This is a genomic window from Burkholderia sp. ABCPW 14 (assembly GCF_001523835.1).
In the GTDB taxonomy this organism is placed as follows: Bacteria; Pseudomonadota; Gammaproteobacteria; order Burkholderiales; family Burkholderiaceae; genus Burkholderia; species Burkholderia mayonis.
Genome location: NZ_LOVS01000153.1, coordinates 24,783 through 49,619, shown reverse-complemented (window position 1 = coordinate 49,619; position 24,837 = coordinate 24,783). Strand labels below are relative to the sequence as shown.

The following is a 24,837-nucleotide window of genomic DNA, read 5'->3' as shown; positions in this document are numbered from 1 at the left end:
CGAATCGAACGGGCGCCCAGCGGAGCAAAGGGCCGAGCAAACGCAGCGGCACCGCAGTCTGGCTTTCGATCTGTCGATCGCCCGCAAGCCCCCGGCGTTCCGTCCGCTCTCCGCAAAATAAAACGGCGCCTCCCCTTTTCGGGAGACGCCGTTTTTTCGCGTGGCCGTTGCCTGTCGGCCGGGTTGCCTACTTCTTGCGCTGCGGCGGCAGGTCCGTGCAGACACCTTCGTACAGCTCGGCCGCCATGCCGATCGATTCGCCGAGCGTCGGGTGCGGATGGATCGTCTTGCCGATGTCCTCCGCGTCCGCGCCCATCTCGACCGCGAGACACACTTCGCTGATGAGGTCGCCCGCGTTCAGGCCGACGATGCCGCCACCGATCACGCGATGCGTCTCCTCGTCGAAGAGCAGCTTCGTGAAGCCCTCGTCGCGGCCGTTCGCGATCGCGCGGCCCGACGCCGCCCACGGGAACACGGCCTTGCCGTACTTGATGCCTTCGGCCTTGCACTGATCCTCGGTCTTGCCCGCCCACGCGACTTCCGGATCGGTGTACGCGACCGACGGAATCTGCAGCGCGTCGAAGTACGCCTTCTCGCCGTGCGCCGCTTCCGCCGCGACGTGACCTTCGTGCACCGCCTTGTGCGCGAGCATCGGCTGGCCGACGACGTCGCCGATCGCGAAGATGTGCGGGACGTTGGTGCGCATCTGCTTGTCGACTTCGATGAAGCCGCGATCGGTGACGGCGACGCCCGCCTTGTCGGCGCCGATCTTCCTGCCGTTCGGGCTTCGGCCCACCGCGACGAGCACGAGGTCGTAACGCTGCGCTTCCGCCGGCGCCTTCTCGCCCTCGAACTTCACGTAGATGCCGTCTTCCTTCGCCTCCGCGCCGACCGTCTTCGTCTTCAGCATCACGTTGCCGAAGCGCTTCGCGTTGTACTTCTCCCAGACCTTGACGAGATCGCGGTCCGCGCCGTTCATCAGGGTATCGAGCATTTCGACGACGTCGATCTCGGCGCCGAGCGTCGAATAGACGGTCGCCATTTCGAGACCGATGATGCCGCCGCCAATCACGAGCATCCGCTTCGGCTGCTGGCGGAGTTCGAGCGCGCCGGTCGAATCGACGATGCGCGGATCGTCCGGCAGGAACGGCAGGTTCACCGACTGCGAGCCGGCCGCGATGATCGCCTGCTTGAACCTGACGACCTTCTTGCCGCCGTCGCCCTGCACTTCCATGTGGTACGGATCGACGAACGAACCGACGCCCGTCACCACTTCGACCTTGCGCGCCTTCGCCATGCCGGCGAGGCCCGTCGTCAGCTTCTTGACGACGCCGGACTTGAAGTCGCGCAGCTTGTCGAGGTCGATCTCGGGCTTGCCGAACGAGATGCCGTGCGCGGCAAGCGCTTCGGCCTCTTCGACGACGAGCGCCGTATGCAGCAGCGCCTTCGACGGAATGCAGCCGACGTTCAGGCACACGCCGCCGAGCGTCGAATAGCGCTCGACGAGCACGGTCTTCATGCCGAGATCGGCGGCGCGGAACGCGGCCGAATAGCCGCCGGGGCCCGCGCCGAGCACAAGCATGTCGCACTCGATGTCGGCCGTGCCGCCGAAGCTGCCGGCTTGCGGTGCCGGCGCCGGCGCGGCTGCGGGCGCGGCGGCCGCGGGCTTCGCCGGTTCGGCGGGCTTCGCGGGCTCGGCGGCTGCGGCCGATGCCTCGACGAGCGCGATCACGGTGCCTTGCGAGATCTTGTCGCCGGCCTTGATCTTGATTTCCTTGACGGTGCCGGCGACATCGCTCGGCACTTCCATAGATGCCTTGTCCGATTCGAGCGTGATGAGCGTCTGCTCTTTTTCTATCACGTCGCCCGGCTGGACGTTGACTTCGATGACGTCGACGCCGGTGAAATCGCCGATATCCGGCACCTTGACTTCGATGAGACTCATTACTGTCCCCTTCTTGATTAGCTGCTGAAAGAGGGAGGGAAACTCGCGCACCACTGAACTACGGCCTGACTGGAGAACGACGCCCTGGGCAGAACCACCTTTGCCGTCCGCCCAAGGACGCGCCTTTCTTTTGGTTACTTTTCTTTGGCAAGACAAAGAAAAGTGACCCCCGCCCCGGGGAGGGGCAACGCGCGCAGACCGCTAAGAAAACAAGTTCAACGACGAGGCATGAATACCGACATGGCATTCACGCCCCCGCGAGGCCCCTACGCTCATCAAAGAATCACGCGCCGGAAATCGCCCAGAAGCGCGGCGAGATACGCATTGAACCGCGCCGCTTCGGCGCCGTCGATCACGCGATGGTCGTACGACAGCGACAGCGGCAGCGTGAGGCGCGGCACGAACTGCTTGCCGTCCCACACGGGCTTCGTCGCGCTTCGCGACAGGCCGAGGATCGCCACTTCCGGTGCATTGATGATCGGCGTGAAGTTCGTGCCGCCGATCCCGCCGAGCGACGAGATCGAGAAGCAGCCGCCTTGCATCTGGTCCGGCTTCAGCTTGCCTTCGCGTGCCGCCTTCGACAGCTCGCTCATTTCCTTCGCGATGTCGACGAGCCCCTTCTTGTCCGCATCGCGGATCACCGGCACGACGAGGCCGTTCGGCGTGTCAGCGGCGAAACCGACGTGGCAGTACTGCTTGAAGACGAGGTTGTCGCCGTCGAGGCTCGCGTTGAACGTCGGGAACTTCTTCAGCGCGGCCACGACCGCCTTGATCACGAACGCGAGCATCGTGAACTTCACGCCCGCCTTCTCGTGTTCCTTGTTCAGCTGCACGCGCAGCGCTTCCAGCTCGGTGATGTCCGCTTCGTCGTTGTTCGTGACGTGCGGGATCATCACCCAGTTGCGATGCAGGTTCGCGCCGGAGATCTTCTTGATCCGCGACAGCGGCTTCGCGTCGACCGGGCCGAACTTCGTGAAGTCGACCTTCGGCCACGGCAGCAGGTTCAGCTCGCCGCCGCCCGCCAGCGCGGCCGCGGCGGCAGGCGCCGCGCGCTGGCCCGACATCACGCCCTTCACGAACGCGGTGACGTCTTCCTTCGTAATGCGGCCCTTCGGACCCGTGCCCGGCACGCGCGACACGTCGACGCCGAGCTCGCGCGCGAACTTGCGCACCGACGGCGACGCATGGCTCGCGCGGTACTCGCCGCTCGCGGCGGGCGCCGCCTGCGGTGCGGGCGCTGCGGCAGGTGCGGGCGCCGGTGCGGCGGGGGCGGCCTGAGCAGGTGCGGGCGCGGCCGCCTGCGGCGCGCTCGCGGCGGCACCGCCCGCCGATTCGAGCACGACGATGAGCGAGCCTTCCGACACCGCATCGCCGACCTTCACCTTGATGTCCTTGACGACGCCCGCGGCCGGGCTCGGCACGTCCATCGTCGCCTTGTCCGATTCGAGCGTGACGAGCGACTGCTCCTTCTCGACCGTATCGCCGACCTTCACGGCGATCTCGATGACGGGCACGCCCTTGTAGTCGCCGATGTCCGGCACTTTCACGTCGACCGTGCCGCCGCCCGCCGGCGCGGGCGCAGCGGCAGCCGCTGGGGCTGCGGCCGGCGCCGGCTGCGCGGCGGGCGCCGCGACGCCGTTCGCCTGCGCGGGCTTCGCCGCCGCTTGCGCGCCGTCGAGCAGCACGATCAGCGAACCTTCCGACACGGCGTCGCCCACCTTGACCTTCACTTCCTTGACCATGCCGCCGACGGGGCTCGGCACGTCCATCGTCGCCTTGTCGGACTCGAGCGTGACGAGCGACTGCTCGGGCTCGACCGCATCGCCCGGCTTCACGAGCACTTCGATGACGGGCACGTCCTTGTAATCGCCGATATCCGGCACCTTGACTTCGATCGCTTGACTCATCTGTTTGTGTCTCCTGAGCCGCGCCGCCCGCCTCCGCACTGAAAGCGGATGCGGGCGCGCAGCATCACGTGGCGCGTGCGTTAAACCGACATCGGGTTGGGTTTGGCCGGGTCGAGGTTGTACTTCGCGATGGCGTCGGCCACGACCTTGCGGTCGATCGTGCCTTCGTCGGCGAGCGCGTTGAGCGCCGCAACCGTGACCCAATAGCGATCCACTTCGAAGAAGTGGCGCAGCGCGTTGCGCGTGTCCGAGCGGCCGAAGCCGTCAGTGCCGAGCACGACGTAGCGGCGATCGATGTGGCCGCGGATCTGGTCGGCGAGCGCGCGCACGTAGTCGGTCGACGCGATCACGGGGCCCTGCGTGTCCTTCAGGCACTTCTGCACGTGCGACACGCGGCGCGCCTCGGCCGGATGTAGCAGGTTCCAGCGCTCGACGTCATGGCCTTCGCGCGCAAGCTCGGTGAAGCTCGGGACGCTCCAGAGGTCGGCCGCGACGCCCCAGTCGTTCTTCAGCAGGTCGGCGGCGGCGATCACTTCGTTGAAGATCGTGCCCGCGCCGAGCAGCTGCACGCGCGGCGCCTTCTTGTCGGCGTCGGCCTTCTTGAACTGGTACATGCCCTTCACGATGTCGGCCGCAACGTGCTCGCCCTGCGGGATCGCCGGGTGCTCGTAGTTCTCGTTCATCACCGTGACGTAGTAGTACACGTCCTCCTGCTCCTGCACCATCCGGCGCAGGCCGTCCTGCATGATGACGGCAAGCTCGTAGCCGAACGTCGGGTCGTAGCTCACGCAGTTCGGCACCGACGCCGCCCACATCAGCGAATGACCGTCTTCGTGCTGCAGGCCTTCGCCGTTGAGCGTCGTGCGGCCCGCGGTGCCGCCGAGCAGGAAGCCGCGCGAGCGCATGTCGCCCGCCGCCCACGCCAGATCACCGATCCGCTGGAAGCCGAACATCGAATAGAAGATGTAGAACGGCACCATGATCTCGCCGTGCGTCGAGTACGACGTCGCCGCCGCGATCCAGTCGCACATGCCGCCCGCTTCGTTGATGCCTTCCTGCAAGATCTGGCCGGTTTCCGATTCCTTGTAGAACATCAACTGATCGGAATCTTCCGGCACGTACTTCTGGCCTTCCTGGTTCCAGATGCCGATCTGACGGAAGAGGCCCTCCATGCCGAACGTGCGCGACTCGTCGGGCACGATCGGCACGACGCGCTTGCCGAGCGCCTTGTCCTTCAGCAGGATGTTCAGGATCCGCACGAACGCCATCGTCGTCGAGATCTCGCGGCCCTCGCCCGTCCCCTTCAGGACCGGCTCGAACGCCTCGAGCGGCGGCACCGGCAGCGATTCCGCCTTCTGGCGGCGCTGCGGCAGATAGCCGCCGAGCGCCTGGCGGTGCGCGCGCATGTATTCGAGTTCCTTCGAGCCTTCCTCGAACTTCAGGTACGGCACGTCGGCGATCACGTCGTCGGCGATCGGCAGGCGGAACTGGTCGCGGAACTTCTTCAGTTGCTCGACAGGCAGCTTCTTCTGCTGGTGCGTGATGTTCATCGCCTGGCCGGCTTCGCCCATCCCGTAGCCCTTGATCGTCTTCGCGAGGATCACCGTCGGCGCGCCCTTCGAGTTGCTCGCCTGGTGGAACGCCGCGTAGATCTTGTGCGGATCGTGGCCGCCGCGGTTCAGGTTCCAGATGTCGTCGTCGGACCAGTCGGCGACGAGCGCCTTCAGCTCAGGCGTGTTGAAGAAGTGCTCGCGCACGTACGCGCCCGACTCCGACTTGTACGTCTGGTACTCGCCGTCGACGGCTTCCATCATCCGGCGCATCAGCGCGCCCGTCTTGTCGCGCGCGAAGAGCGCATCCCAGCGGCTGCCCCAGATCACCTTGATCACGTTCCAGCCCGCGCCGCGGAATTCCGACTCCAGCTCCTGGATGATCTTGCCGTTGCCGCGCACCGGGCCGTCGAGACGCTGCAAGTTGCAGTTGATCACGAACACGAGGTTGTCGAGCTTCTCGCGGCTCGCCATGCCGATCGCGCCGAGCGATTCCGGCTCGTCCGTCTCGCCGTCGCCGAGGAACGCCCAGACCTTGCGGCCTTCCGTCGTCACGATCCCGCGCGACTGCAGGTACTTCATGAAGCGCGCCTGGTAGATCGCCATGATCGGGCCGAGACCCATCGACACGGTCGGGAACTGCCAGAAATCCGGCATCAGCCACGGGTGCGGGTACGACGAAATGCCGTTGCCGCCGACTTCCTGCCGGAAGTTGTCGAGCTGCGCTTCATTCAGGCGGCCGAGCAGGAACGCGCGCGAATACACGCCGGGCGACGAGTGGCCCTGCACGAACACGAGATCGCCGCCGTGCTCGGCGGACGGCGCGTGCCAGAAGTGGTTGTAGCCGACGTCGTACAGCGTCGCGGCCGACGCGAACGAAGCGATGTGGCCGCCGACGTTCGTATCCTTGCCCGCGCGCAGCACCATCGCGATCGCGTTCCAGCGCGTGTACGAGCGGATCCGGTGCTCAATGTCCTGGTCGCCCGGAATCTTGGCCTGGGCTTCGACGGGAATCGTGTTGATGTACGGGGTGTTCGCGGAGAACGGCAGGTGCTCGCCGTGCATCCGCGCGAATTCGATCTGCTTCTCGATCAGGTAGTGCGCGCGGCCGGGACCGACGGAGGACATCACGCCGTCGAGTGCTTCGAGCCATTCGACGGTTTCCTGCGCGTCGTCGTCGCGTTCGGCCGCGACGTACTTCATCACTTCGTTAGGTACAGCGGACATTCTCGTCTCCTGGGTGTCCTGGAATATGAAGATGGCCTTCGAGCGACGACGCATGCCGCCAGCTGCAACAAGCTCCCGCGGATTGTAAAGAGCGTCGCACGCAGCGCGCAACAAAATTTTCGAATGATGAGATCATTTCTCGCAATATGAAATATTGCTGCGCCGCATCCTTCTGGTCAGCGTTTGCGGTACATCATGTATCGGCAATTCCGCTTTCGGTTCAATCTTTCTTGTACGCCTTTTGTGCATGACGCGCTGAGCTACAATCCTGCCATGTTGACCGATCGGCTTTTCGCACGCTCGGCGCGACCGTCGGGCTCGCCGACGGAGTCGCAGCCGTCCCGCTGGCACCACGGACCGTGGTGGTCCAACTCTTACCTGCTGACACCCCTCCTCTCGATCCTGGTCTTTCTCGTGGTGATGAGCCTCATCTTGTGGAGCCTCAACCGCCGCGAGCAACAGCAGCAGGAAGACACGCTGTTTCGCAACGTCGCGTGGGCGCAGCAGCAGATCCGGCTGTCGATGACGGGCGCGCAGGAGCAGTTGCAGGCGTTCGCGCGCGACGTCGCCGCGGGCCGCATCGACGAGCACGCGTTCCAGACCACGGTCGGCGACGTGATGCAGGCGCACCCCGAAATCCTCTATCTGAACTGGTACACGACGCCCGGCACGAAGCGATGGCCGACGATGCAACTGCCGGTGCTCGGCCAGCGGCTCGCGAAGCCGAACGACGCGCAGATGGACGAAGTCGTGCGCGGCGCGTTCGGCGAAGCGCGCAGCACGCGCCGGCAGACCTACTCGCCGCTCGTCTACGACGACTTCGGCAACGGCTACCTGACGCTGCAGACGCCCGTGATCCGCGACCGCGAGTACTTGGGCTCGATCGCCGCCGTGTTCTCGGTCGAAGGGATCCTGAAGCACGACATTCCGCCCGAGCTGTCCGCGAAGTACAAGATCTCGATCACCGACGCGAACAATCGCGAGCTCGCGTCGACATCGTCGCGCCCGCGGCTGCCGCGCGACGCGCACTACGACCTGCCGCTCGATCCGCCCGGCCAGGGCCTCACGGTGCGCGTCTACGCGTACCCGCAGACGACGAACCTGACCAACAACACGCTTGTGTGGCTCGTCGCCGGCCTGTCGTGCTTCGTGCTGTGGAGCCTCTGGAGCCTGTGGAAGCACACGCGCCAGCGCTTCGAGGCGCAGCAGGCGCTGTACGCGGAGGCGTTCTTCCGCCGCGCGATGGAGAATTCGGTGCTGATCGGCATGCGCGTGCTCGACATGCACGGCCGCATCACGCACGTGAACCCGGCGTTCTGCCGGATGACGGGCTGGGACGAGAGCGACCTCGTCGGCAAGACCGCGCCGTTCCCGTACTGGCCGCGCGACGCGTACCCCGAAATGCAGCGCCAGCTCGACATGACGCTGCGCGGCAAGGCGCCTTCGTCCGGCTTCGAGCTGCGCGTGCGCCGCAAGGACGGATCGCTGTTCCATGCGCGCCTCTACGTGTCGCCGCTCATCGACAGCTCCGGCCGGCAGACGGGCTGGATGTCGTCGATGACGGACATCACCGAGCCGAAGCGCGCGCGCGAAGAGCTCGCCGCCGCGCACGAGCGCTTCACGACGGTGCTCGAGAGCCTCGACGCGGCGGTGTCGGTGCTCGCCGCCGACGAAGCCGAGCTCCTGTTCGCGAACCGATACTACCGGCATCTGTTCGGCATCCGCCCGGACGGCCATCTCGAACTGTCGGGCGGCGGCTTCGACAGCGCGCAGGCGTCGTCGGACTCGATCGACTTGGTCGACGCGTACGCGGGCCTGCCCGCCGCCGCGCTCACCGAGAGCACGGCGGACGCGCAGGAGGTGTATGTCGAGAGCATCCAGAAGTGGTTCGAGGTGCGCCGCCAGTACATCCAGTGGGTGGACGGCCACCTCGCGCAGATGCAGATCGCGACCGACATCACGACGCGCAAGAAGGCGCAGGAGCTCGCGCACCAGCAGGAGGAGAAGCTGCAGTTCACGAGCCGGCTGATGACGATGGGCGAGATGGCGTCGTCGATCGCGCACGAGCTGAACCAGCCGCTCGCCGCGATCAACAACTACTGCTCCGGCACGCTCGCGCTCGTGAAAAGCGGCCGCTCGACGCCCGAGACGCTGCAGCCCGCGCTCGAGAAGACCGCGCAGCAGGCGCTGCGGGCCGGGATGATCGTCAAGCGGATCCGCGAGTTCGTGAAACGCAGCGAGCCGAAGCGGCAACCGTCGCGCGTCGCCGACATCGTCGCCGACGCGGTCGGCCTGGCCGAAATCGAGGCGAGAAAGCGCCGGATTCGGATCGTCACCGAAATCCGCGCAAGAATGCCTATTATTTATGTCGACCCCGTGTTGATCGAGCAGGTGCTCGTGAACCTGATGAAGAACGCGGCCGAGGCGATGCAGGAAGCACGGCCGCAGGCGGAGAACGGCGTGATTCGCGTCGTCGCCGACCTCGAATCGGGCTTCGTCGACATCCGCGTGATCGACCAGGGTCCGGGCGTCGACGAGGCGACGGCCGAACGCCTGTTCGAACCGTTCTACAGCACGAAATCGGACGGGATGGGCATGGGGCTCAATATCTGCCGCTCGATCATCGAATCGCATCGCGGGCGTCTGTGGGTGGTCAACAACGTCGAGCCGGACGGCTTCGTGTCGGGTGCGACGTTCCACTGCAGCCTGCCCATTGGGGAACCGGAGGATCTCGGTCACGGATCCGAGACATCGCCATCACAAACCGTAACGGGAGAGATATGAATAGCCCTGTCACCACCTCTCAGGAAACCGTCTTTGTCGTCGACGACGACGAGGCCGTGCGCGACTCGCTGCGCTGGCTGCTGGAGGCAAACGGCTATCGCGTGCAGTGCTTTTCGAGCGCCGAGCAGTTCCTCGATGCATACCAGCCCGCGCAGCAAGCGGGACAGATCGCGTGCCTGATCCTCGACGTCCGGATGTCGGGGATGAGCGGCCTTGAGCTGCAGGAGCGCCTGATCGCCGAGAATGCGGCGCTGCCGATCATCTTCGTGACGGGCCACGGCGACGTGCCGATGGCCGTGTCGACGATGAAGAAAGGCGCGATGGATTTCATCGAGAAGCCGTTCGACGAAGCCGAGCTGCGCAAGCTCGTCGAGCGCATGCTCGACAAGGCGCGTAGCGAGATCAAGAGCGTCCAGGAGCAGCGCGCGGCGAGCGAGCGCCTGTCGAAGCTGACGGCGCGCGAGCAGCAGGTGCTCGAGCGGATCATCGCGGGCCGCCTGAACAAGCAGATCGCCGACGACCTCGGGATCAGCATCAAGACGGTCGAGGCGCACCGCGCGAACATCATGGAAAAGCTCAACGTCAACACGGTCGCCGACCTGCTGCGGCTCGCGCTGTCGAAGAAGCAGGCATAACACGCCGCGCCGCGCCCCACTCTCCCGCCCGGCGCGCGCCGGGCGAGCAGCGGCTTTTTTGCGGCGCGCCATCCCGCGTGATCCATCCGATCCCCGCTGCCCCATCCTCCCGCTTGCGGCGCACGCCGTCCCTGTTTTTCTCCCGCATCGCACGCCGCGCATGGCGCAAATCGACCCGGTCGGTGTCGGGTGACGGCAAGCGGGCGGTATAATTCGACGCTTCGCTGCAGCGCAACTTGGCGCCGCACGCCCGCATACCCAACCTTGCCAAGCGAATTCCCACCATGACAGCCACACTGATCGACGGCAACGCCCTTTCGAAGACCCTGCGCGCGCAAGCGGCCGAGCGCGCCGCCGCGCTCGCCGCGCGCGGCCACCGGCCGGGTCTCGCGGTGATCCTCGTCGGCGACAACCCGGCGAGCGAAGTCTACGTGCGCAACAAGATCAAGGCGTGCGAAGACAACGGCTTCTTCTCGCTGAAGGACCGCTATCCGGCGACGCTCTCCGAGCCCGAGCTCCTCGCGCGCATCAACGAGCTGAACCGCGATCCGAAGATCCACGGCATCCTCGTGCAACTGCCGCTGCCCGCGCACATCGACAGCCACAAGGTGATCGAGGCGATCGCGCCCGAGAAGGACGTCGACGGCTTCCATGTCGCGAACGCCGGCGCGCTGATGACGGGCAAGCCGCTCTTCCGCCCGTGCACGCCGTACGGCGTGATGAAGATGTTCGAAGCGCACGAGATCCCGCTGCAAGGCGCGAACGCGGTCGTGATCGGCCGCTCGAACATCGTCGGCAAGCCGATGGCGCTCCTGCTCCTCGAAGCGGGCGCGACCGTCACGATCTGCCACAGCAAGACGCGCGACCTCGCCGCGCATACGCGCAACGCGGACGTCGTCGTCGCGGCGGTCGGCAAGCGCAACGTGCTGACGGCCGACATGGTGAAGCCGGGCGCGACGGTGATCGACGTCGGGATGAACCGCAACGACGAAGGCAAGCTGTGCGGCGACGTCGACTTCGCCGGCGTCTCGGAAGTCGCGGGCCACATCACGCCGGTGCCGGGCGGCGTCGGCCCGATGACGATCACGATGCTGCTCATCAACACGATCGAAGCCGCCGAGCGCGCCGCCGCCGCGGCCTGACGGCGGTCGGCGCCGGCTCGGCGTCGATCGGACGGATCGACGCCGATCGACGGCGCGGCGCAGCGGCGGTGGCGGCGTTCGTCGTCGGTCAACGACGAGCGCCGCCGATCGATATCCGTCGGCGTCGTCCGATGCGCCGCAGCGCCTCGATATCCTCGATGCCGCCGGATGCGTCGCGGCACCTTCGCCTTTCTTTATGCGGCAAACCGCGACGGCCCCGCAAACCGCCCCAGCGCGGCCACCCCATCGCTCGCAATACCCGCGTCACTCGCCGCCCGCATCCCGCTTGCGCGAAGCAGGCGGCCCGGAGCATGCCGACGCGCCCCCGATCGGCCGTCGAACGCCTTGCCCGGCTTCCGCCATCGCATGAGCGCGGCCACCCGCCGCCGCACGCCGTTCCCGCCCCAATCGCTTCGTTAGAAACTATCGATTGGAAAGCGCGCCATGCGCCCCAATAATGTCGACATGACTCGACGGTCGGCGCCTCGCGCCGCTCGTCTTCCGCCCAACCCGAATCCGAAACCGCCAGGGAGCACTATGTCCGTCAGCGCAAACGCCAATCCGCTTCTCGATTTCTCAGGCCTGCCCCGCTTCGGCGAAATTCGCCCCGAGCACGTGACGCCCGCGCTCGACACGCTGCTCGCGAACGCAAACGTAGCCGTCGAGCACGCCGCACGGCCCGACACGCCGGCGACCTGGGCCGACATCGCCGAGACCATCGAGCATGCGACCGAGCCGCTCGGCCGCGCATGGGGTGTCGTCGGCCATCTGAACGCGGTCGCCGACACGCCCGAGCTGCGCGCCGTCTACGGCGAGAACCTGCCGCGCGTGACCGAGTTCTGGTCGAGCGTCGGCCAGAATCTCGCGCTCTACGAGAAGTACAAGGCGATCGCCGCGAGCGCCGAATATCCGACGCTGTCCGCTGAGCGCAAGAAGATCCTCGACAACGCGCTGCGCGACTTCCGCCTGTCGGGCGCCGAGCTGCCGGAAGACCGCAAGCCGCGCTTCGCCGAGCTGCAGGAGCAGCAGGCGGCGCTGTCGAAATCGTTCTCCGATCACGTGCTCGACGCGACCAACGGCTACGCGTATTTCACGCAGAGCGAGGACGAACTGGCCGGCCTGCCCGCCGATGCGATCGCAGCCGCACGCGACGCCGCACTGAAGGAAGACAAGGCCGGCTGGAAGTTCACGCTGCACTTCCCGTCGTATTTCCCGGTGCTGCAATACGCTGAGAACCGCGCGATGCGCGAGGCGATGTACCGCGCGTACGTGACGCGCGCGTCCGAGCTCGGCCCGCAGTACGGCGACGGCAAGGCCGACTGGGACAACACGACGATCGTCGCCGACCAATTGGCGCTGCGCCGCGAAGAAGCGCAGATGCTCGGCTATCACGACTTCGCCGAGGTATCGCTCGCGCCGAAGATGGCGGAATCGCCGCAGCAGGTGATCGCGTTCCTCGAGGATCTCGCGAAGCGCGCGCGCCCGTTCGCGGAAAAGGACTGGGACGAGCTGCGCGCGTTCGCGTCGGGCGAGCTGGGCCTCGCGACGCTCGAGCCGTGGGACGTCGCGTATGCGGCCGAGAAGCTGCGCGAGCGGCGCTACGCGTTCTCCGAGAACGAGGTGAAGCAGTACTTCCCCGAGCCCGCGGTGCTGAAGGGCCTCTTTACCGTCGCCGAGACGCTGTTCGGCGTGAAGATCGCGCGCGACGAAGCGCCCGTCTGGCACGAAGACGTGCGCTTCTTCCGCGTCGAGAATCGCGACGGCTCGCTCGTCGCGCAGTTCTATCTCGACCTGTACGCGCGCGAAGGCAAGCGCGGCGGCGCGTGGATGGACGACGCGCGCTCGCGCGCGAAGCGCGGCGACGGCAGCGTCCAGACGCCCGTCGCGTATCTGACCTGCAACTTCTCCGCGCCGATCGGCGGCAAGCCCGCGTGCTTCACGCACGACGAAGTGATCACGCTGTTCCACGAGTTCGGCCACGGGCTGCATCACATGCTGACGCGCGTCGACGAGATCGGCGTGTCGGGCATCAACGGCGTCGAATGGGACGCGGTCGAGCTGCCGTCGCAGTTCATGGAGAACTTCTGCTGGGAATGGGACGTGCTGAAGTCGATGTCGTCGCACACGGACACCGGCGAGCCGCTGCCGCGCGCGCTCTTCGACAAGATGCTCGCCGCGAAGAATTTCCAGAGCGGCCTGGGCACGCTGCGCCAGATCGTGTTCTCGATGTTCGACATGCTGCTGCACGTCGACTTCGATCCGACAGGCGATATTGCGGCAGGCGAACCTGCGGCAGGCGACGCGACGACGGACGCTCCCGCGGCAGGCAAGACGAGCGTCAACGACTTCGCGCGCGCGATCAACGAGCGCTTCCACGTGATCCCGCAGGCGCCGTTCTCGCGCTGGCCGAACACGTTCAGCCACATCTTCGCGGGCGGCTATGCGGCCGGCTATTACAGCTACAAGTGGGCGGAAGTGCTGTCCGCCGACGCGTACGCGGCATTCGAGGAAGCCGCCGGCTCCGCGGGCAGCGTGCTCGATTCGACGACGGGCGCGCGCTACCGGCGCGAGATCCTCGAAGTCGGCGGCAGCCGTCCGGCGATGGACTCGTTCAAGGCGTTCCGCGGCCGCGAGCCGAACATCGACGCGCTGTTGCGTCATAGCGGGATGGCCGACGCCGCGCAGGCGCGGGCATAACGCTCTCGGCGCGGCGCGCGCGAGCTCGGTCGGTCGCACGAGCCGCCGACGGCGGCTTCCCGTCGAGCCGCCGCCGTCAGTCGGAACGAACGGCAACCCGCATCGGCGGGTTGCCGTTTTTTTGTCGCTCGTTCTTGTTCATGCGGCGAACGCTCATCAAGCGATCACGCGCCGGGCGACGTGTCGTTTTCGCCGTCGTCGTCTTCGTCGTCGAAGAGCGCGATCTGCCCGTGCCGCTCGGCCGTGTCCTCGTCGATCCGCACGCCGACGCCCAACAGCCGCACCGGCTGCTTGCGGCGCACCAGCCCTTTCGCGAGCAGCGCGACCGCCGTCTCGGCATCGGTCGCGTCGGCGACGCATTCGACCGTCGTGCGCTGAAAATCCGCGAAGCGGATCTTCACATACAGCTTCCTGATCGAGCGCACCGCCCCTGCCCGCGCGATCCGCGCGTCGAGCAGCACCGTCAATCGCCGGATCTCGGCCGCGCATTGGTCGAGCGTGTCGAGATCCCGGACGTAGGTCGTCTCGACGCTCACCGACTTGCGCTCCTGGTCCGCGCGCACCGGCCGCTCGTCGATGCCGCGCGCGAGCTCGTAGAGCCGCCGGCCGAACGCGCCGAACTCGTGATGCAGATCGAACAGCGACCAGCCGCGCAGCTCGTCGCACGTGCGGATGCCCAGCTTGTCGAGCCGCGCGGCCGTCACCTTGCCGACGCCGTGCAGCTTGCGCACGGGCAGCGCGGCGACGAACGCGTCGACCTCATGCGGCCGCACGACGAAGAGACCATCGGGCTTGTTCCAGTCCGACGCGATCTTCGCGATGAACTTGTTCGGCGCGACGCCCGCCGACACCGTGACGCCCACCGTATCGTGCACGCGCTCGCGGATCTCGCGCGCGATCAGCGTGCCGCTGCCCTGGCAGCGCGTCGCGCGGCTCACGTCGAGATACGCCTCGTCGAGCGACAGCGGCTCGACGTCGGGCGTGTAGTCGCGATAGATCGCCATGATGAGCCGCGACGCCGCGCGGTACTTGTCCATCGCGGGCGGCAGGATCAGCAGCTCGGGGCACTTGCGCATCGCGAGCGCCGACGACATCGCCGAATGCACGCCATAGCGGCGCGCCTCGTAGTTGCAGGTCGCGATCACGCCGCGCTGGTCGGGCCGGCCGCCGACCGCGAGCGGGCGGCCGCGCAGCGACGGATCGTCGCGCATCTCGACCGATGCGTAGAAGCAGTCGCAATCGCAATGGATGATCTTGCGCGCGAACGGAGCCGCGTCGCCCGAAGGCGGCGGAGGCGTGTCGGAGGAAGGCGTCGGCTTGTCCAAGGTGCCGATACTGTACAAAAACACAGTGCGCGTTTCAACTGCGCGATGTGACATTGCGCACCGCGCACGCGCCGGGGCGCAGACCGCGCTGCTTTGAATAGTGTGCGCGATGCTTCGGGCACGCAGCAACGTTGTGACAGCGCGCAAGAGCTCGATGCAGAGAATCGTGGCCGTGTGCCGATGCGAGTGCATCGCTCGCCTGGCAGCGAGAACCCGACGGGATGGTGCACTACCCCCGTTAGACATCGAAAGATGCGAGTGCGAGATGCGAAACCGGCCGCGGAAAAACAAAAACCCGGCTCAAGAGCCGGGTTTTTGTTTTGACGATTCGCGCATCGGTCATTTGCGCGTGGACATCGCCGAATTTGGTTGCGGGGGTAGGATTTGAACCTACGACCTTCGGGTTATGAGCCCGACGAGCTGCCAGACTGCTCCACCCCGCGTCAGAGAAATAAAAGTATATGGGTTTTAAGCGGACGCGTCAAATCTTATTTCAAACAATTGTCACACATGCCGCCGCGCCCCCGCCGATCGAACTAGTCCGGTCGGCCCAGCAATGCAGGCGCGCCCGTTCTCCCGGCGAATAGGCAAGCGCATCGCGCGTCCCTACTCTTGAGACGCTCCTCCTCGTCTCGAGAGAATCATCATGGCTGCAACCTCCGCTCCTCCCGCATCGCTCGACAAGCGTGCGATGCCCGTGCTCGCATCGAGCACGATCGCATTCACGCTGTGCTTCGCCGTCTGGATGATGTTCGCGATCCTCGGCATTCCGCTCAAGAAGACCCTCGGCCTGAACGACACCGAATTCGGCCTCGTCGCCGCGATGCCGGTGCTCACCGGATCGCTGATCCGCGTGCCGCTCGGCATCTGGACCGACCGCCACGGCGGCCGCATCGTGTTCTTCATCCTGATGCTCGTCACCGTCGTGCCGATCTGGCTGATCTCGTATGCAACGCAACTCTGGCAGTTCCTCGTGCTCGGCCTCTTCGTCGGGCTCGCGGGCGGCTCGTTCTCGGTCGGCACGCCGTATGTCGCGCGCTGGTTCCCGAAGGCGCGCCAGGGCCTCGCGATGGGCGTGTTCGGCGCCGGCAACTCGGGCGCCGCCGTCAACAAGTTCGTCGCGCCCGCGCTCATCGCGGCGGCGGGCACGTGGACCATCGTGCCGCGCGTCTATTCGATCGCGATGCTCGCGATGGCGCTCCTCTTCTGGGTGTTCTCCGCGACCGATCCCGCGCACCGCTCGACGAACGCGACGTCGCTGCGCGCGCAGCTGCGCGTGCTGAAGAATCCGCGCGTGTGGCGCTACTCGCAGTACTACTCGGTCGTGTTCGGCGGCTACGTCGGGCTGTCGCTGTGGCTCACGCAATACTACGTCGGCGAATACGGCTTCGGCATCCAATCGGCCGCGTTCCTCGCCGCGTGCTTCTCGCTGCCGGGCGGCGTGCTGCGCGCGATCGGCGGCTGGCTGTCCGACCGCTACGGCGCCTATCGCACCACGTGGTGGGTGATGTGGGTCTGCTGGGTCACGTTCTTCATCCTCAGCTACCCGCCGACCGACTTCACGATCCATGCGGCGCACGGCCCGCTCGGCTTCCATCTCGGCCACACGCCCGTCGCGTTCACCGTGCTGCTGTTCGCGGTCGGCATCGCGATGGCGGTCGGCAAGGCGTCGGTCTTCAAGTTCATCGCCGACGAGTTCCCGGACGACATCGGCGCGGTGTCGGGCGTCGTCGGCCTCGCGGGCGGCCTCGCCGGCTTCGCGCTGCCGATCCTGTTCGGTGCGCTCGTCGACCTGACGGGCGTGCGCTCGACCTGCTTCATGCTGCTCTACGGCACCGTCAGCGTGAGCCTCGTCTGGATGTACTTCAGCTTCCGCGCCGAGCGTGCGGCGCACGACCAGCGCGTGCTCACCGCCCGCTCCGCGTGAGCGCCTTCTTCGTCACCTTCGTTCACTCAACGGATTCGATCATGTCCACTTCTCTACTCGTGCGCTGGGATCCCGAAAACCCGGCCTTCTGGCAAGCCAAGGGGCGCCCCGTCGCGTGGCGCAACCTCGCGATCTCGATTCCCGCGCTGATGCTCGCGTTCGTCGTCTGGTCGCTGTGGAGCGTCGTCGTCGTCAATCTCGATCGCGCGGGCTTTCACTTCGGCAAGAACCAGCTGTTCTGGCTCACCGCGCTGCCCGCGCTCTCCGGCGCGACGCTGCGCATCTTCTACTCGTTTCTCGTGCCGATCTTCGGCGGCCGCCGCTTCACCGCGATCTCGACCGCGACCCTCCTGATCCCCGCGCTCGGGATGGGCTTCGCGCTGCGCGATCCGGGCACGGGCTACCCGACGCTCCTCATCCTCGCGCTCCTGTGCGGCTTCGGCGGCGCGAACTTCAGCTCGTCGATGGCGAATATCAGCTTCTTCTTCCCGAAGGCGAAAAAGGGGCTCGCGACCGGGCTCAACGCGGGGATCGGCAACCTCGGCGTGTCGGTCGTGCAGTTCGTCACGCCGCTCGTGATTTCGGCCGGCATCTTCGGCGCGCTCGCGGGCGATCCGCAAACCGCTGTCGCGCACGGCACGACGACGAACCTGTGGTTGCAGAACGCGGGCTTCGTGTGGGTGCCGTTCATCGTCGTCGCGACGCTCGCCGCGTGGTTCGGGATGAACGACATCGCCGACGCGAAGGCGTCGTTCGCCGAGCAGGCGGTGATCTTCCGCCGGGCGCACAACTGGCTGATGTGCTGGCTGTACGTCGGCACCTTCGGCTCGTTCATCGGCTTCTCCGCCGGCTTCGCGCTCCTCACGAAGGCGCTCTTCCCGAACGTGAACCCGACCGCCTACGCGTTCATCGGCCCGCTCGCGGGCGCGCTGATGCGGCCCGTCGGCGGCTGGGTGTCCGACCGGATCGGCGGCGCACGCGTCACGTTCTGGACGTTCGCCGCGATGATCGCGGCGGTCGCGGGCGTCATCGCGTACCTGCCGGCAGGCGGCGACGCGGGCAACTTCGCGGGCTTCCTCTCGATGTTCATCGTGCTGTTCGCGCTGACGGGCATCGGCAACGGCTCGACGTTCCGGATGATCCCGGTGATCTTCCTGACCGAGCGGCAGCGCGCCGCGCAGGGCCAGGGCGAAGCCGCGCAGAAGCAGGCGCTCCTCGACGCCGGCAAGGAATCGGCCGCGGTGCTCGGCTTCTCGGGCGCGATCGGCGCATACGGCGGCTTCTTCATTCCGAAGAGCTTCGGCACGTCGCTCGACATGACAGGTTCGGCCGTGCCCGCGCTTACGTGCTTCATCGTGTTCTACGTGTCGTGCGTCGCGATCACGTGGTGGTTCTACGCGCGCCGCAACGCGTCGATGCCGTGCTGAACGCGCGCTGACGCCGACCGTTTCCGGATGATGCGGCGCGCTGCGACACGCGACCGCATTCGCGCGACCGCATCCGCGCGGCCGCATCCAACCCGCATTTCACGAGGGCGCATCGCGCCCTCTAGTTCTTTCGAACTAGTTCTTCTCCCTCCCCTTTCCCGCTCCATCGGCGAATGGGCGCGCAAGCGCACGCGCCGTAAGCTCGGAGTGTCCCCTGACACAAGCATTCGCAGCACCCTGGGGCGACCGCGGATGCCCTTGGAGAAACACACGATGAGTCATTTTCTGGATCGGCTGAAGTTCATGTCGCGCGTGAAATCCACGTTCTCCGACGGCCACGGCGCCGTCGTCGACGAGGATCGGCGCTGGGAAAACGGCTACCGCAGCCGCTGGCAGCACGACAAGATCGTCCGCTCGACGCACGGCGTGAACTGCACCGGCTCCTGCTCGTGGAAGGTCTATGTGAAGAACGGCCTCATCACGTGGGAAACCCAGCAGACCGACTATCCGCGCACCCGCGCCGACCTGCCGAATCACGAGCCGCGCGGCTGCCCGCGCGGCGCGTCGTACAGCTGGTACGTCTACTCCGCGCAGCGCGTCAAATACCCGATGATCCGCGGCCGCCTGATGGAGATGTGGCGCGAGGCGCGCAAGACGATGGATCCGATCGCCGCATGGGAATCGATCAGCCAGAATCCCGAGAAGGCGCGCCGCTACAAGAGCGTGCGCGGCCTCGGCGGCTTCGTGCGCGCGGACTGGAACACCGCGACCGAGATCATCGCCGCCGCGAACGCGTACACGATCAAGCGCTACGGGCCGGATCGCGTCGTCGGCTTCTCGCCGATTCCGGCGATGTCGATGGTGTCGTACGCGGCGGGCGCACGCTATCTGAGCCTCATCGGCGGCGCGTGCCTGTCGTTCTACGACTGGTACTGCGACCTGCCGCCCGCGAGCCCGCAGGTGTGGGGCGAGCAGACCGACGTGCCCGAATCGGCCGACTGGTACAACTCGAGCTACCTGCTCGTCTGGGGCTCGAACGTGCCGCAGACGCGCACCCCCGACGCGCACTTCTACACCGAGGTCCGCTACAAGGGGACGAAGACGGTCGCGATCTCGTCCGACTACGGCGAGATGGTCAAGTTCGGCGACATCTGGCTCGCGCCGAAGCAAGGCACCGACGCCGCGCTCGCGATGGCGATGGGCCACGTCGTGCTGAAGGAATTCCACACGGCCGGCAAGTCCGCGTACTTCCGCGACTACGTGAAGCAGTACACGGACATGCCGATGCTCGTGCTGCTGCGCGAGCGCGACGGCATGCGCGTGCCCGATCACTTCCTGCGCGCGTCGCATCTCGCCGACTCGCTCGCCGAAGCGAATCATCCCGAATGGAAGACGCTCGCGATCGACGCCGCGACGGGCGACATCGTCGCGCCGAACGGCTCGATCGGCTTTCGCTGGGGCGAAGCCGCGCACAACGGCGGCGAGAAGGTCGGCCGCTGGAATCTCGAAATGAAGGACGGCGGCAGCGGCCGCGCGATCGATCCGAAGCTGTCGCTCGTCGACGCGCACGATGAAGTCGTCGACGTGGGCTTCCCCTACTTCGGCGGCGAGCACGAATCGCTGCTCGCGCGCCGCGTGCCCGCGAAGCGCGTCGCGCTCGCCGACGGCACGACCGCGCTCGTCGCGACCGTCTACGACCTGCAGATGGCGAACTACGGCGTCGACCAGGGCCTAGGCGGACCGAACGTCGCGGCGAGCTTCGACGACGACGTGCCGTACACGCCCGCGTGGCAGGAAAAGCACACGGGCGTCGCGCGCCATCTCGTGATCCAGGTCGCGCGCGAGTTCGCCGACAACGCGGACAGAACGCGCGGCAAAAGCATGGTGATCGTCGGCGCGGCGCTCAACCACTGGTATCACAACGACATGATCTACCGCGGCATCATCAACCTCCTGATGATGTGCGGCTGCATCGGCCAGAGCGGCGGCGGCTGGGCGCACTACGTCGGCCAGGAGAAGCTGCGTCCGCAGTTCGGCTGGGCGCCGCTCGCGTTCGCGCTCGACTGGTCGCGCCCGCCGCGCCAGATGAACGGCACGTCGTTCTTCTACAGCCACACGAGCCAATGGCGTCATGAAAAGCTCGCGGTCGACGAAATCCTCGGGCCGACCGCCGATCGTTCGAAGTACGAAGGCATGACGCTGCTCGACCTGAACGCGAAGTCCGAGCGGATGGGCTGGCTGCCGTCGGCGCCGCAGCTCGGCAGAAATCCGCTCGACGTCGTCGACGAAGCCGAGCGCGCGGGCAAGGAGCCCGTCGCATACGGGGTCGAGATGCTGAAGAACGGCAAGCTCGCGTTCGCGTGCGACGATCCCGACAACCCCGCGAACTTCCCGCGCAACATGTTCGTGTGGCGCTCGAACATTCTCGGCAGCTCGGGCAAGGGGCACGAGTACTTCCTCAAGTATCTGCTCGGCACGCAGAACGCGCTCTTCAGCGACGAGGCCGATGCGCTGAAGCCGTCCGAAGTGAACGTGCGCGACGCGGCCGAAGGCAAGCTCGATCTGCTCACGGTCCTCGACTTCCGGATGAGCACGACGTGCCTGTACGGCGACATCGTGCTGCCGACCGCGACCTGGTACGAGAAGGACGATCTCAACACGTCGGACATGCATCCGTTCATCCACCCGCTGTCCGAAGCCGTGCAGCCGTTGTGGGAGAGCAAGACCGACTGGGAGATCTACAAGACGATCGCGAAGAAGTTCAGCGAGATCGCGGGCCCGTACCTCGGCACGCGGCGCGACCTCGTCTGCACGCCGCTCATGCACGACACGCCGGGCGAGCTCGGCCAGCCGTTCGAGCCGAAGGACTGGCGACGCGGCGAATGCGACCTGATCCCCGGCAAGACCGCGCCGTCGATGACGGTCGTCGAGCGCGACTACGGCGACATCTACAAGAAGTTCACGTCGATCGGGCCGCTCCTCGACAAGCTCGGCAACGGCGGCAAGGGGATCAACTGGAACACCGAGCACGAAGTGAAGGAGATCGGCGCGCTGTCCGACACGGTCGCCGAGCCCGGCGTGAGCCGCGGCCGCCCGCGCCTTGACACCGCGATCGACGCGGCCGAGATGATCCTCACGTTCGCGCCGGAAACGAACGGCCACGTCGCGGTGAAGGCATGGGACGCCCTCTCGAAGATCACGGGCCGCGATCATGCGCATCTCGCGGTCGGCCGCGAGCACGACAAGATCCGCTTTCGCGACGTGCAGGCGCAGCCGCGCAAGATCATCTCGGCGCCGACGTGGTCCGGCCTCGAATCGGAGGAAGTCAGCTACAACGCCGGCTACACGAACGTCCATGAGCTGATTCCATGGCGCACGCTGACGGGCCGCCAGCAGTTCTATCAGGACCATCGCTGGATGCTCGACTTCGGCGAAGGCTCGTGCGCATACCGGCCGGCGATCGACACCAAGACGGTCGCGCCGCTGCACAAGCGGATGCCGAACGGCCAGCCTGAGCTCGTGCTGAACTGGATCACGCCGCACCAGAAATGGGGCATCCACTCGACCTACTCGGACAACCTGCGGATGCTGACGCTGTCGCGCGGCGGCCCGCACGTGTGGATCTCGGAGGCCGAAGCGCAGCAGGCGGGCATCAGCGACAACGACTGGGTCGAGGTGTTCAACGTGAACGGCACGCTGACCGCGCGCGCGGTCGTGTCGCAGCGCGTGCCGGCCGGCATGTGCCTCATGTACCACGCGCAGGAAAAGATCGTGAACGTGCCGGGCGCGGAGACGAGCGGCAAGCGCGGCGGGATTCACAACTCGGTCACGCGCACCGTGACGAAGCCGACGCACATGATCGGCGGCTACGCGCAGCAGGCGTACGGCTTCAACTACTACGGGACGGTCGGCAGCAACCGCGACGAATACGTGATCGTGCGCAAGATGAACCGGGTGGACTGGCTCGAGGAGCCGCTTAACGAAGGAGCAGCACAATGAAGATCCGCGCACAAGTGGCGATGGTGCTCAATCTCGACAAATGCATCGGATGCCACACCTGCTCCGTCACCTGCAAGAACGTGTGGACGTCGCGCGACGGCGTCGAGTACGCGTGGTTCAACAACGTCGAGACGAAGCCGGGCATCGGCTACCCGCGCGAGTGGGAAAACCAGGACAAGTGGCAAGGCGGCTGGAAGCGCAATGACGCGGGCAAGCTCGAGCCGCGCCAGGGCGGCAAGCTGAAGATCCTCGCGAACATCTTCGCGAATCCCAACCTTCCCGGCATCGACGACTACTACGAGCCGTTCACGTACGACTACGCGCATCTGCAGAACGCGCCGCTGTCGCAGACGCCGCCGACCGCGCGCCCGGTCTCCGCGATCACCGGCCAGAAGATGGACAAGATCGAATGGGGGCCGAACTGGGAAGACGATCTCGGCGGCGAGTTCAAGTCGCGCGGCCGCGACAAGCTGTTCGAGGACGTGCAGAAGGAAATGTACTCGACATTCGAGAACACCTTCATGATGTACCTGCCGCGCCTTTGCGAGCACTGCCTGAATCCGACGTGCGTCGCGTCGTGCCCGTCCGGCTCCGTCTACAAGCGCGAGGACGACGGGATCGTGCTCGTCGACCAGGACAAGTGCCGCGGCTGGCGGATGTGCATCTCGGGCTGCCCGTACAAGAAGATCTACTTCAACTGGCAGACCGGCAAGGCCGAGAAGTGCGTGTTCTGCTTCCCGCGCATCGAGGCCGGGCAGCCGACCGTCTGCTCGGAAACCTGCGTCGGCCGCATCCGCTATCTCGGCGTGATGCTGTATGACGCGGACCGCATCGAGCAGGCGGCGTCGGTCGCCGATCCGCAGAAGCTCTACGAAGAGCAGCTCGCGGTGTTCGTCGATCCGCACGATCCGGCGATCGAGCGTCAGGCGCTCGCGGACGGCGTCCCGCAAAGCTGGATCGACGCGGCGAAGCGCTCGCCCGTCTACCGGATGGCGTGCGAATGGAAGGTCGCGTTCCCGCTGCATCCGGAATACCGGACGCTGCCGATGGTCTGGTACGTGCCGCCCCTGTCGCCGATCCAGGGCGCCGCGCAGTCGGGCCACATGGGGATGAACGGCGTGATCCCGGACGTGCGCAGCCTGCGGATTCCGCTGCGCTATCTCGCGAACCTGCTGACCGCGGGCGACGAAGCGCCGGTCGCCGCCGCGCTCGACCGGATGCTCGCGATGCGCGCGTACAAGCGCGCGCAGACCGTGCACGGCGAGCACGACGCGCAGGTGCTCGCGCAGGTCGGACTCACCGCCGAGCAGGTCGAGGACATGTATCAGTTGATGGCGATCGCGAACTACGAGGACCGCTTCGTGATTCCGTCGTCGCACAAGGAAATGGCCGAAGACAGCTTCGACGAGAAAGGCAGTTGCGGCTTCTCGTTCGGCAACGGCTGTTCGGGCGGCACGTCGGACGGCACGCTGTTCGGCCGCAAGAAGGAAACGGCGGTGTCGTACGCGGCGCTGCCGACCGTCACGCGCAAGAAAGCGAGCGCCGCATGAGCACGTCGCACGAGGAAAACGTCATGTCGATCTATCCGATTCTGTCCGCCCTGCTGATCTATCCGGAGCAGGCGTTGCTCGACGCGCTGCCCGACGTCGAGCGCGCGCTCGACGCGTTCCCCGACGCGCGCTCGACGCTCGCGCCGCTCGTCGCGTCGCTGCGCGCGACGCCCTTGATCGAGCTACAGGAACGCTACGTCGCGACGTTCGACCGCACGCCGTCGCACTCGCTGCATCTGTTCGAGCACGTACACGGCGAGAGCCGCGACCGCGGCCAGGCGATGGTCGATCTGCTCGACGAATACCGCCGTCACGGCTTCGAGCCGGTCGGCAACGAGTTGCCCGACTATGTGCCGCTCTTCGTCGAATTCCTCGGCGCGATCGCGGGTGACGGCGACAGCGAGCACGCGGCGCGCCTGCTCGGCGACGCGATCGACGTGCTCGCCGCGCTCGGCGAGCGCCTCGCTCGCGCGCAGAGCCCGTATGCGGCCGCGTTCGCGGTGCTGCGCGCGCTGAGCCCGGTCGAGCCGCAGCCCGTCGCCGAGCCGCCGCCGCGCACGATGGACGAGGCGCTGGAACGCTTCGGCCCCGGCCACGACGGCGTCGAGCCGCTGCTCGCGCCCGCGGCGAGCGCGTCGCTCACTCAGCCGATCCGCTTTCATCCGCCGCGCCGCGCGGCGACGCCCGCTCCCCGCGCGTGACGCGGGGGCGTCGCGAACCCG

14 protein-coding genes, 1 tRNA gene and 1 pseudogene are annotated in these 24,837 nt (G+C 66.7%); 9 read left to right on the top strand and 7 right to left on the bottom strand.

Going from position 1 to position 24,837, the window contains the following annotated elements:
• Nucleotides 1-187: 187 nt before the first annotated feature.
• From lpdA to WS62_RS38425, 5 genes and pseudogenes are all read right to left on the bottom strand, one after another.
• On the bottom strand, nucleotides 188-1,945 hold the full coding sequence (gene lpdA, locus WS62_RS25010; RefSeq protein WP_066576616.1) for a dihydrolipoyl dehydrogenase: 1,758 nt from the start codon (nucleotides 1,943-1,945) through the stop codon (nucleotides 188-190).
• A 118-nt stretch (nucleotides 1,946-2,063) separates the two neighbouring features.
• Nucleotides 2,064-2,192 (bottom strand): annotated as a pseudogene (locus tag WS62_RS38905) (ion transporter); the annotation flags it as partial.
• A 28-nt stretch (nucleotides 2,193-2,220) separates the two neighbouring features.
• Nucleotides 2,221-3,852 (bottom strand): dihydrolipoyllysine-residue acetyltransferase, encoded by a 1,632-nt coding sequence (aceF, locus tag WS62_RS25005; protein ID WP_066576614.1) that lies wholly within the window; start codon nucleotides 3,850-3,852, stop codon nucleotides 2,221-2,223.
• Between the two features lie 80 nt (nucleotides 3,853-3,932).
• Nucleotides 3,933-6,629: a pyruvate dehydrogenase (acetyl-transferring), homodimeric type gene (aceE, locus tag WS62_RS25000; RefSeq protein WP_066576612.1), complete on the bottom strand. Its 2,697-nt coding sequence runs from the start codon at nucleotides 6,627-6,629 to the stop codon at nucleotides 3,933-3,935.
• Between the two features lie 132 nt (nucleotides 6,630-6,761).
• Nucleotides 6,762-6,983 (bottom strand): hypothetical protein, encoded by a 222-nt coding sequence (locus WS62_RS38425; protein ID WP_231748413.1) that lies wholly within the window; start codon nucleotides 6,981-6,983, stop codon nucleotides 6,762-6,764.
• Between WS62_RS38425 and fixL the strand changes: the two genes are divergently transcribed.
• The 4 genes from fixL to WS62_RS24980 all read left to right on the top strand — a co-directional run bounded on the left by fixL (nucleotide 6,903) and on the right by WS62_RS24980 (nucleotide 13,887).
• Nucleotides 6,903-9,413, top strand: a complete 2,511-nt coding sequence (fixL, locus tag WS62_RS24995) for an oxygen sensor histidine kinase FixL (RefSeq protein WP_066576722.1) — start codon at nucleotides 6,903-6,905, stop codon at nucleotides 9,411-9,413. The two genes, WS62_RS38425 and fixL, sit on opposite strands and share 81 nt — an antisense overlap.
• Nucleotides 9,410-10,048 carry an oxygen response regulator transcription factor FixJ gene (gene fixJ, locus WS62_RS24990; RefSeq protein ID WP_038748804.1) on the top strand — a complete coding sequence of 213 codons (639 nt, stop codon included), beginning with the start codon at nucleotides 9,410-9,412 and terminating at the stop codon, nucleotides 10,046-10,048. Before fixL ends, fixJ begins: the two co-directional genes overlap by 4 nt.
• A gap of 284 nt (nucleotides 10,049-10,332) precedes the next feature.
• Nucleotides 10,333-11,190 (top strand): bifunctional methylenetetrahydrofolate dehydrogenase/methenyltetrahydrofolate cyclohydrolase FolD, encoded by an 858-nt coding sequence (folD, locus tag WS62_RS24985; protein WP_066576609.1) that lies wholly within the window; start codon nucleotides 10,333-10,335, stop codon nucleotides 11,188-11,190.
• Between the two features lie 537 nt (nucleotides 11,191-11,727).
• Nucleotides 11,728-13,887, top strand: coding sequence for a M3 family metallopeptidase (locus WS62_RS24980; RefSeq protein ID WP_066576607.1), 2,160 nt, complete (start codon nucleotides 11,728-11,730; stop codon nucleotides 13,885-13,887).
• 164 nt (nucleotides 13,888-14,051) lie between these two features.
• Here WS62_RS24980 and dinB read toward each other — a convergent pair whose 3' ends face one another.
• Together dinB and WS62_RS24970 are read right to left on the bottom strand one after the other, a co-directional pair.
• Nucleotides 14,052-15,212, bottom strand: a complete 1,161-nt coding sequence (gene dinB, locus WS62_RS24975) for a DNA polymerase IV (RefSeq protein ID WP_082721268.1) — start codon at nucleotides 15,210-15,212, stop codon at nucleotides 14,052-14,054.
• A gap of 366 nt (nucleotides 15,213-15,578) precedes the next feature.
• Nucleotides 15,579-15,655, bottom strand: a tRNA-Met gene (locus tag WS62_RS24970).
• Between the two features lie 203 nt (nucleotides 15,656-15,858).
• Between WS62_RS24970 and WS62_RS24965 the strand changes: the two genes are divergently transcribed.
• The 5 genes from WS62_RS24965 to narJ all read left to right on the top strand — a co-directional run bounded on the left by WS62_RS24965 (nucleotide 15,859) and on the right by narJ (nucleotide 24,816).
• Entirely contained in the window at nucleotides 15,859-17,139 is a 1,281-nt protein-coding gene (locus WS62_RS24965) for an MFS transporter (RefSeq protein WP_066576601.1), read from the top strand.
• 41 nt (nucleotides 17,140-17,180) lie between these two features.
• On the top strand, nucleotides 17,181-18,566 hold the full coding sequence (locus tag WS62_RS24960; RefSeq protein ID WP_066576598.1) for a NarK family nitrate/nitrite MFS transporter: 1,386 nt from the start codon (nucleotides 17,181-17,183) through the stop codon (nucleotides 18,564-18,566).
• Nucleotides 18,567-18,839: 273 nt separating this feature from the next.
• Nucleotides 18,840-22,565, top strand: coding sequence for a nitrate reductase subunit alpha (locus WS62_RS24955; RefSeq protein WP_066576720.1), 3,726 nt, complete (start codon nucleotides 18,840-18,842; stop codon nucleotides 22,563-22,565).
• Nucleotides 22,562-24,115, top strand: coding sequence for a nitrate reductase subunit beta (gene narH / locus WS62_RS24950; protein ID WP_066576595.1), 1,554 nt, complete (start codon nucleotides 22,562-22,564; stop codon nucleotides 24,113-24,115). The genes WS62_RS24955 and narH overlap by 4 nt, the downstream gene beginning before the upstream one ends.
• Nucleotides 24,112-24,816, top strand: coding sequence for a nitrate reductase molybdenum cofactor assembly chaperone (narJ, locus tag WS62_RS24945; RefSeq protein ID WP_066576593.1), 705 nt, complete (start codon nucleotides 24,112-24,114; stop codon nucleotides 24,814-24,816). The genes narH and narJ overlap by 4 nt, the downstream gene beginning before the upstream one ends.
• The last annotated feature ends 21 nt before the right edge of the window (nucleotides 24,817-24,837 follow it).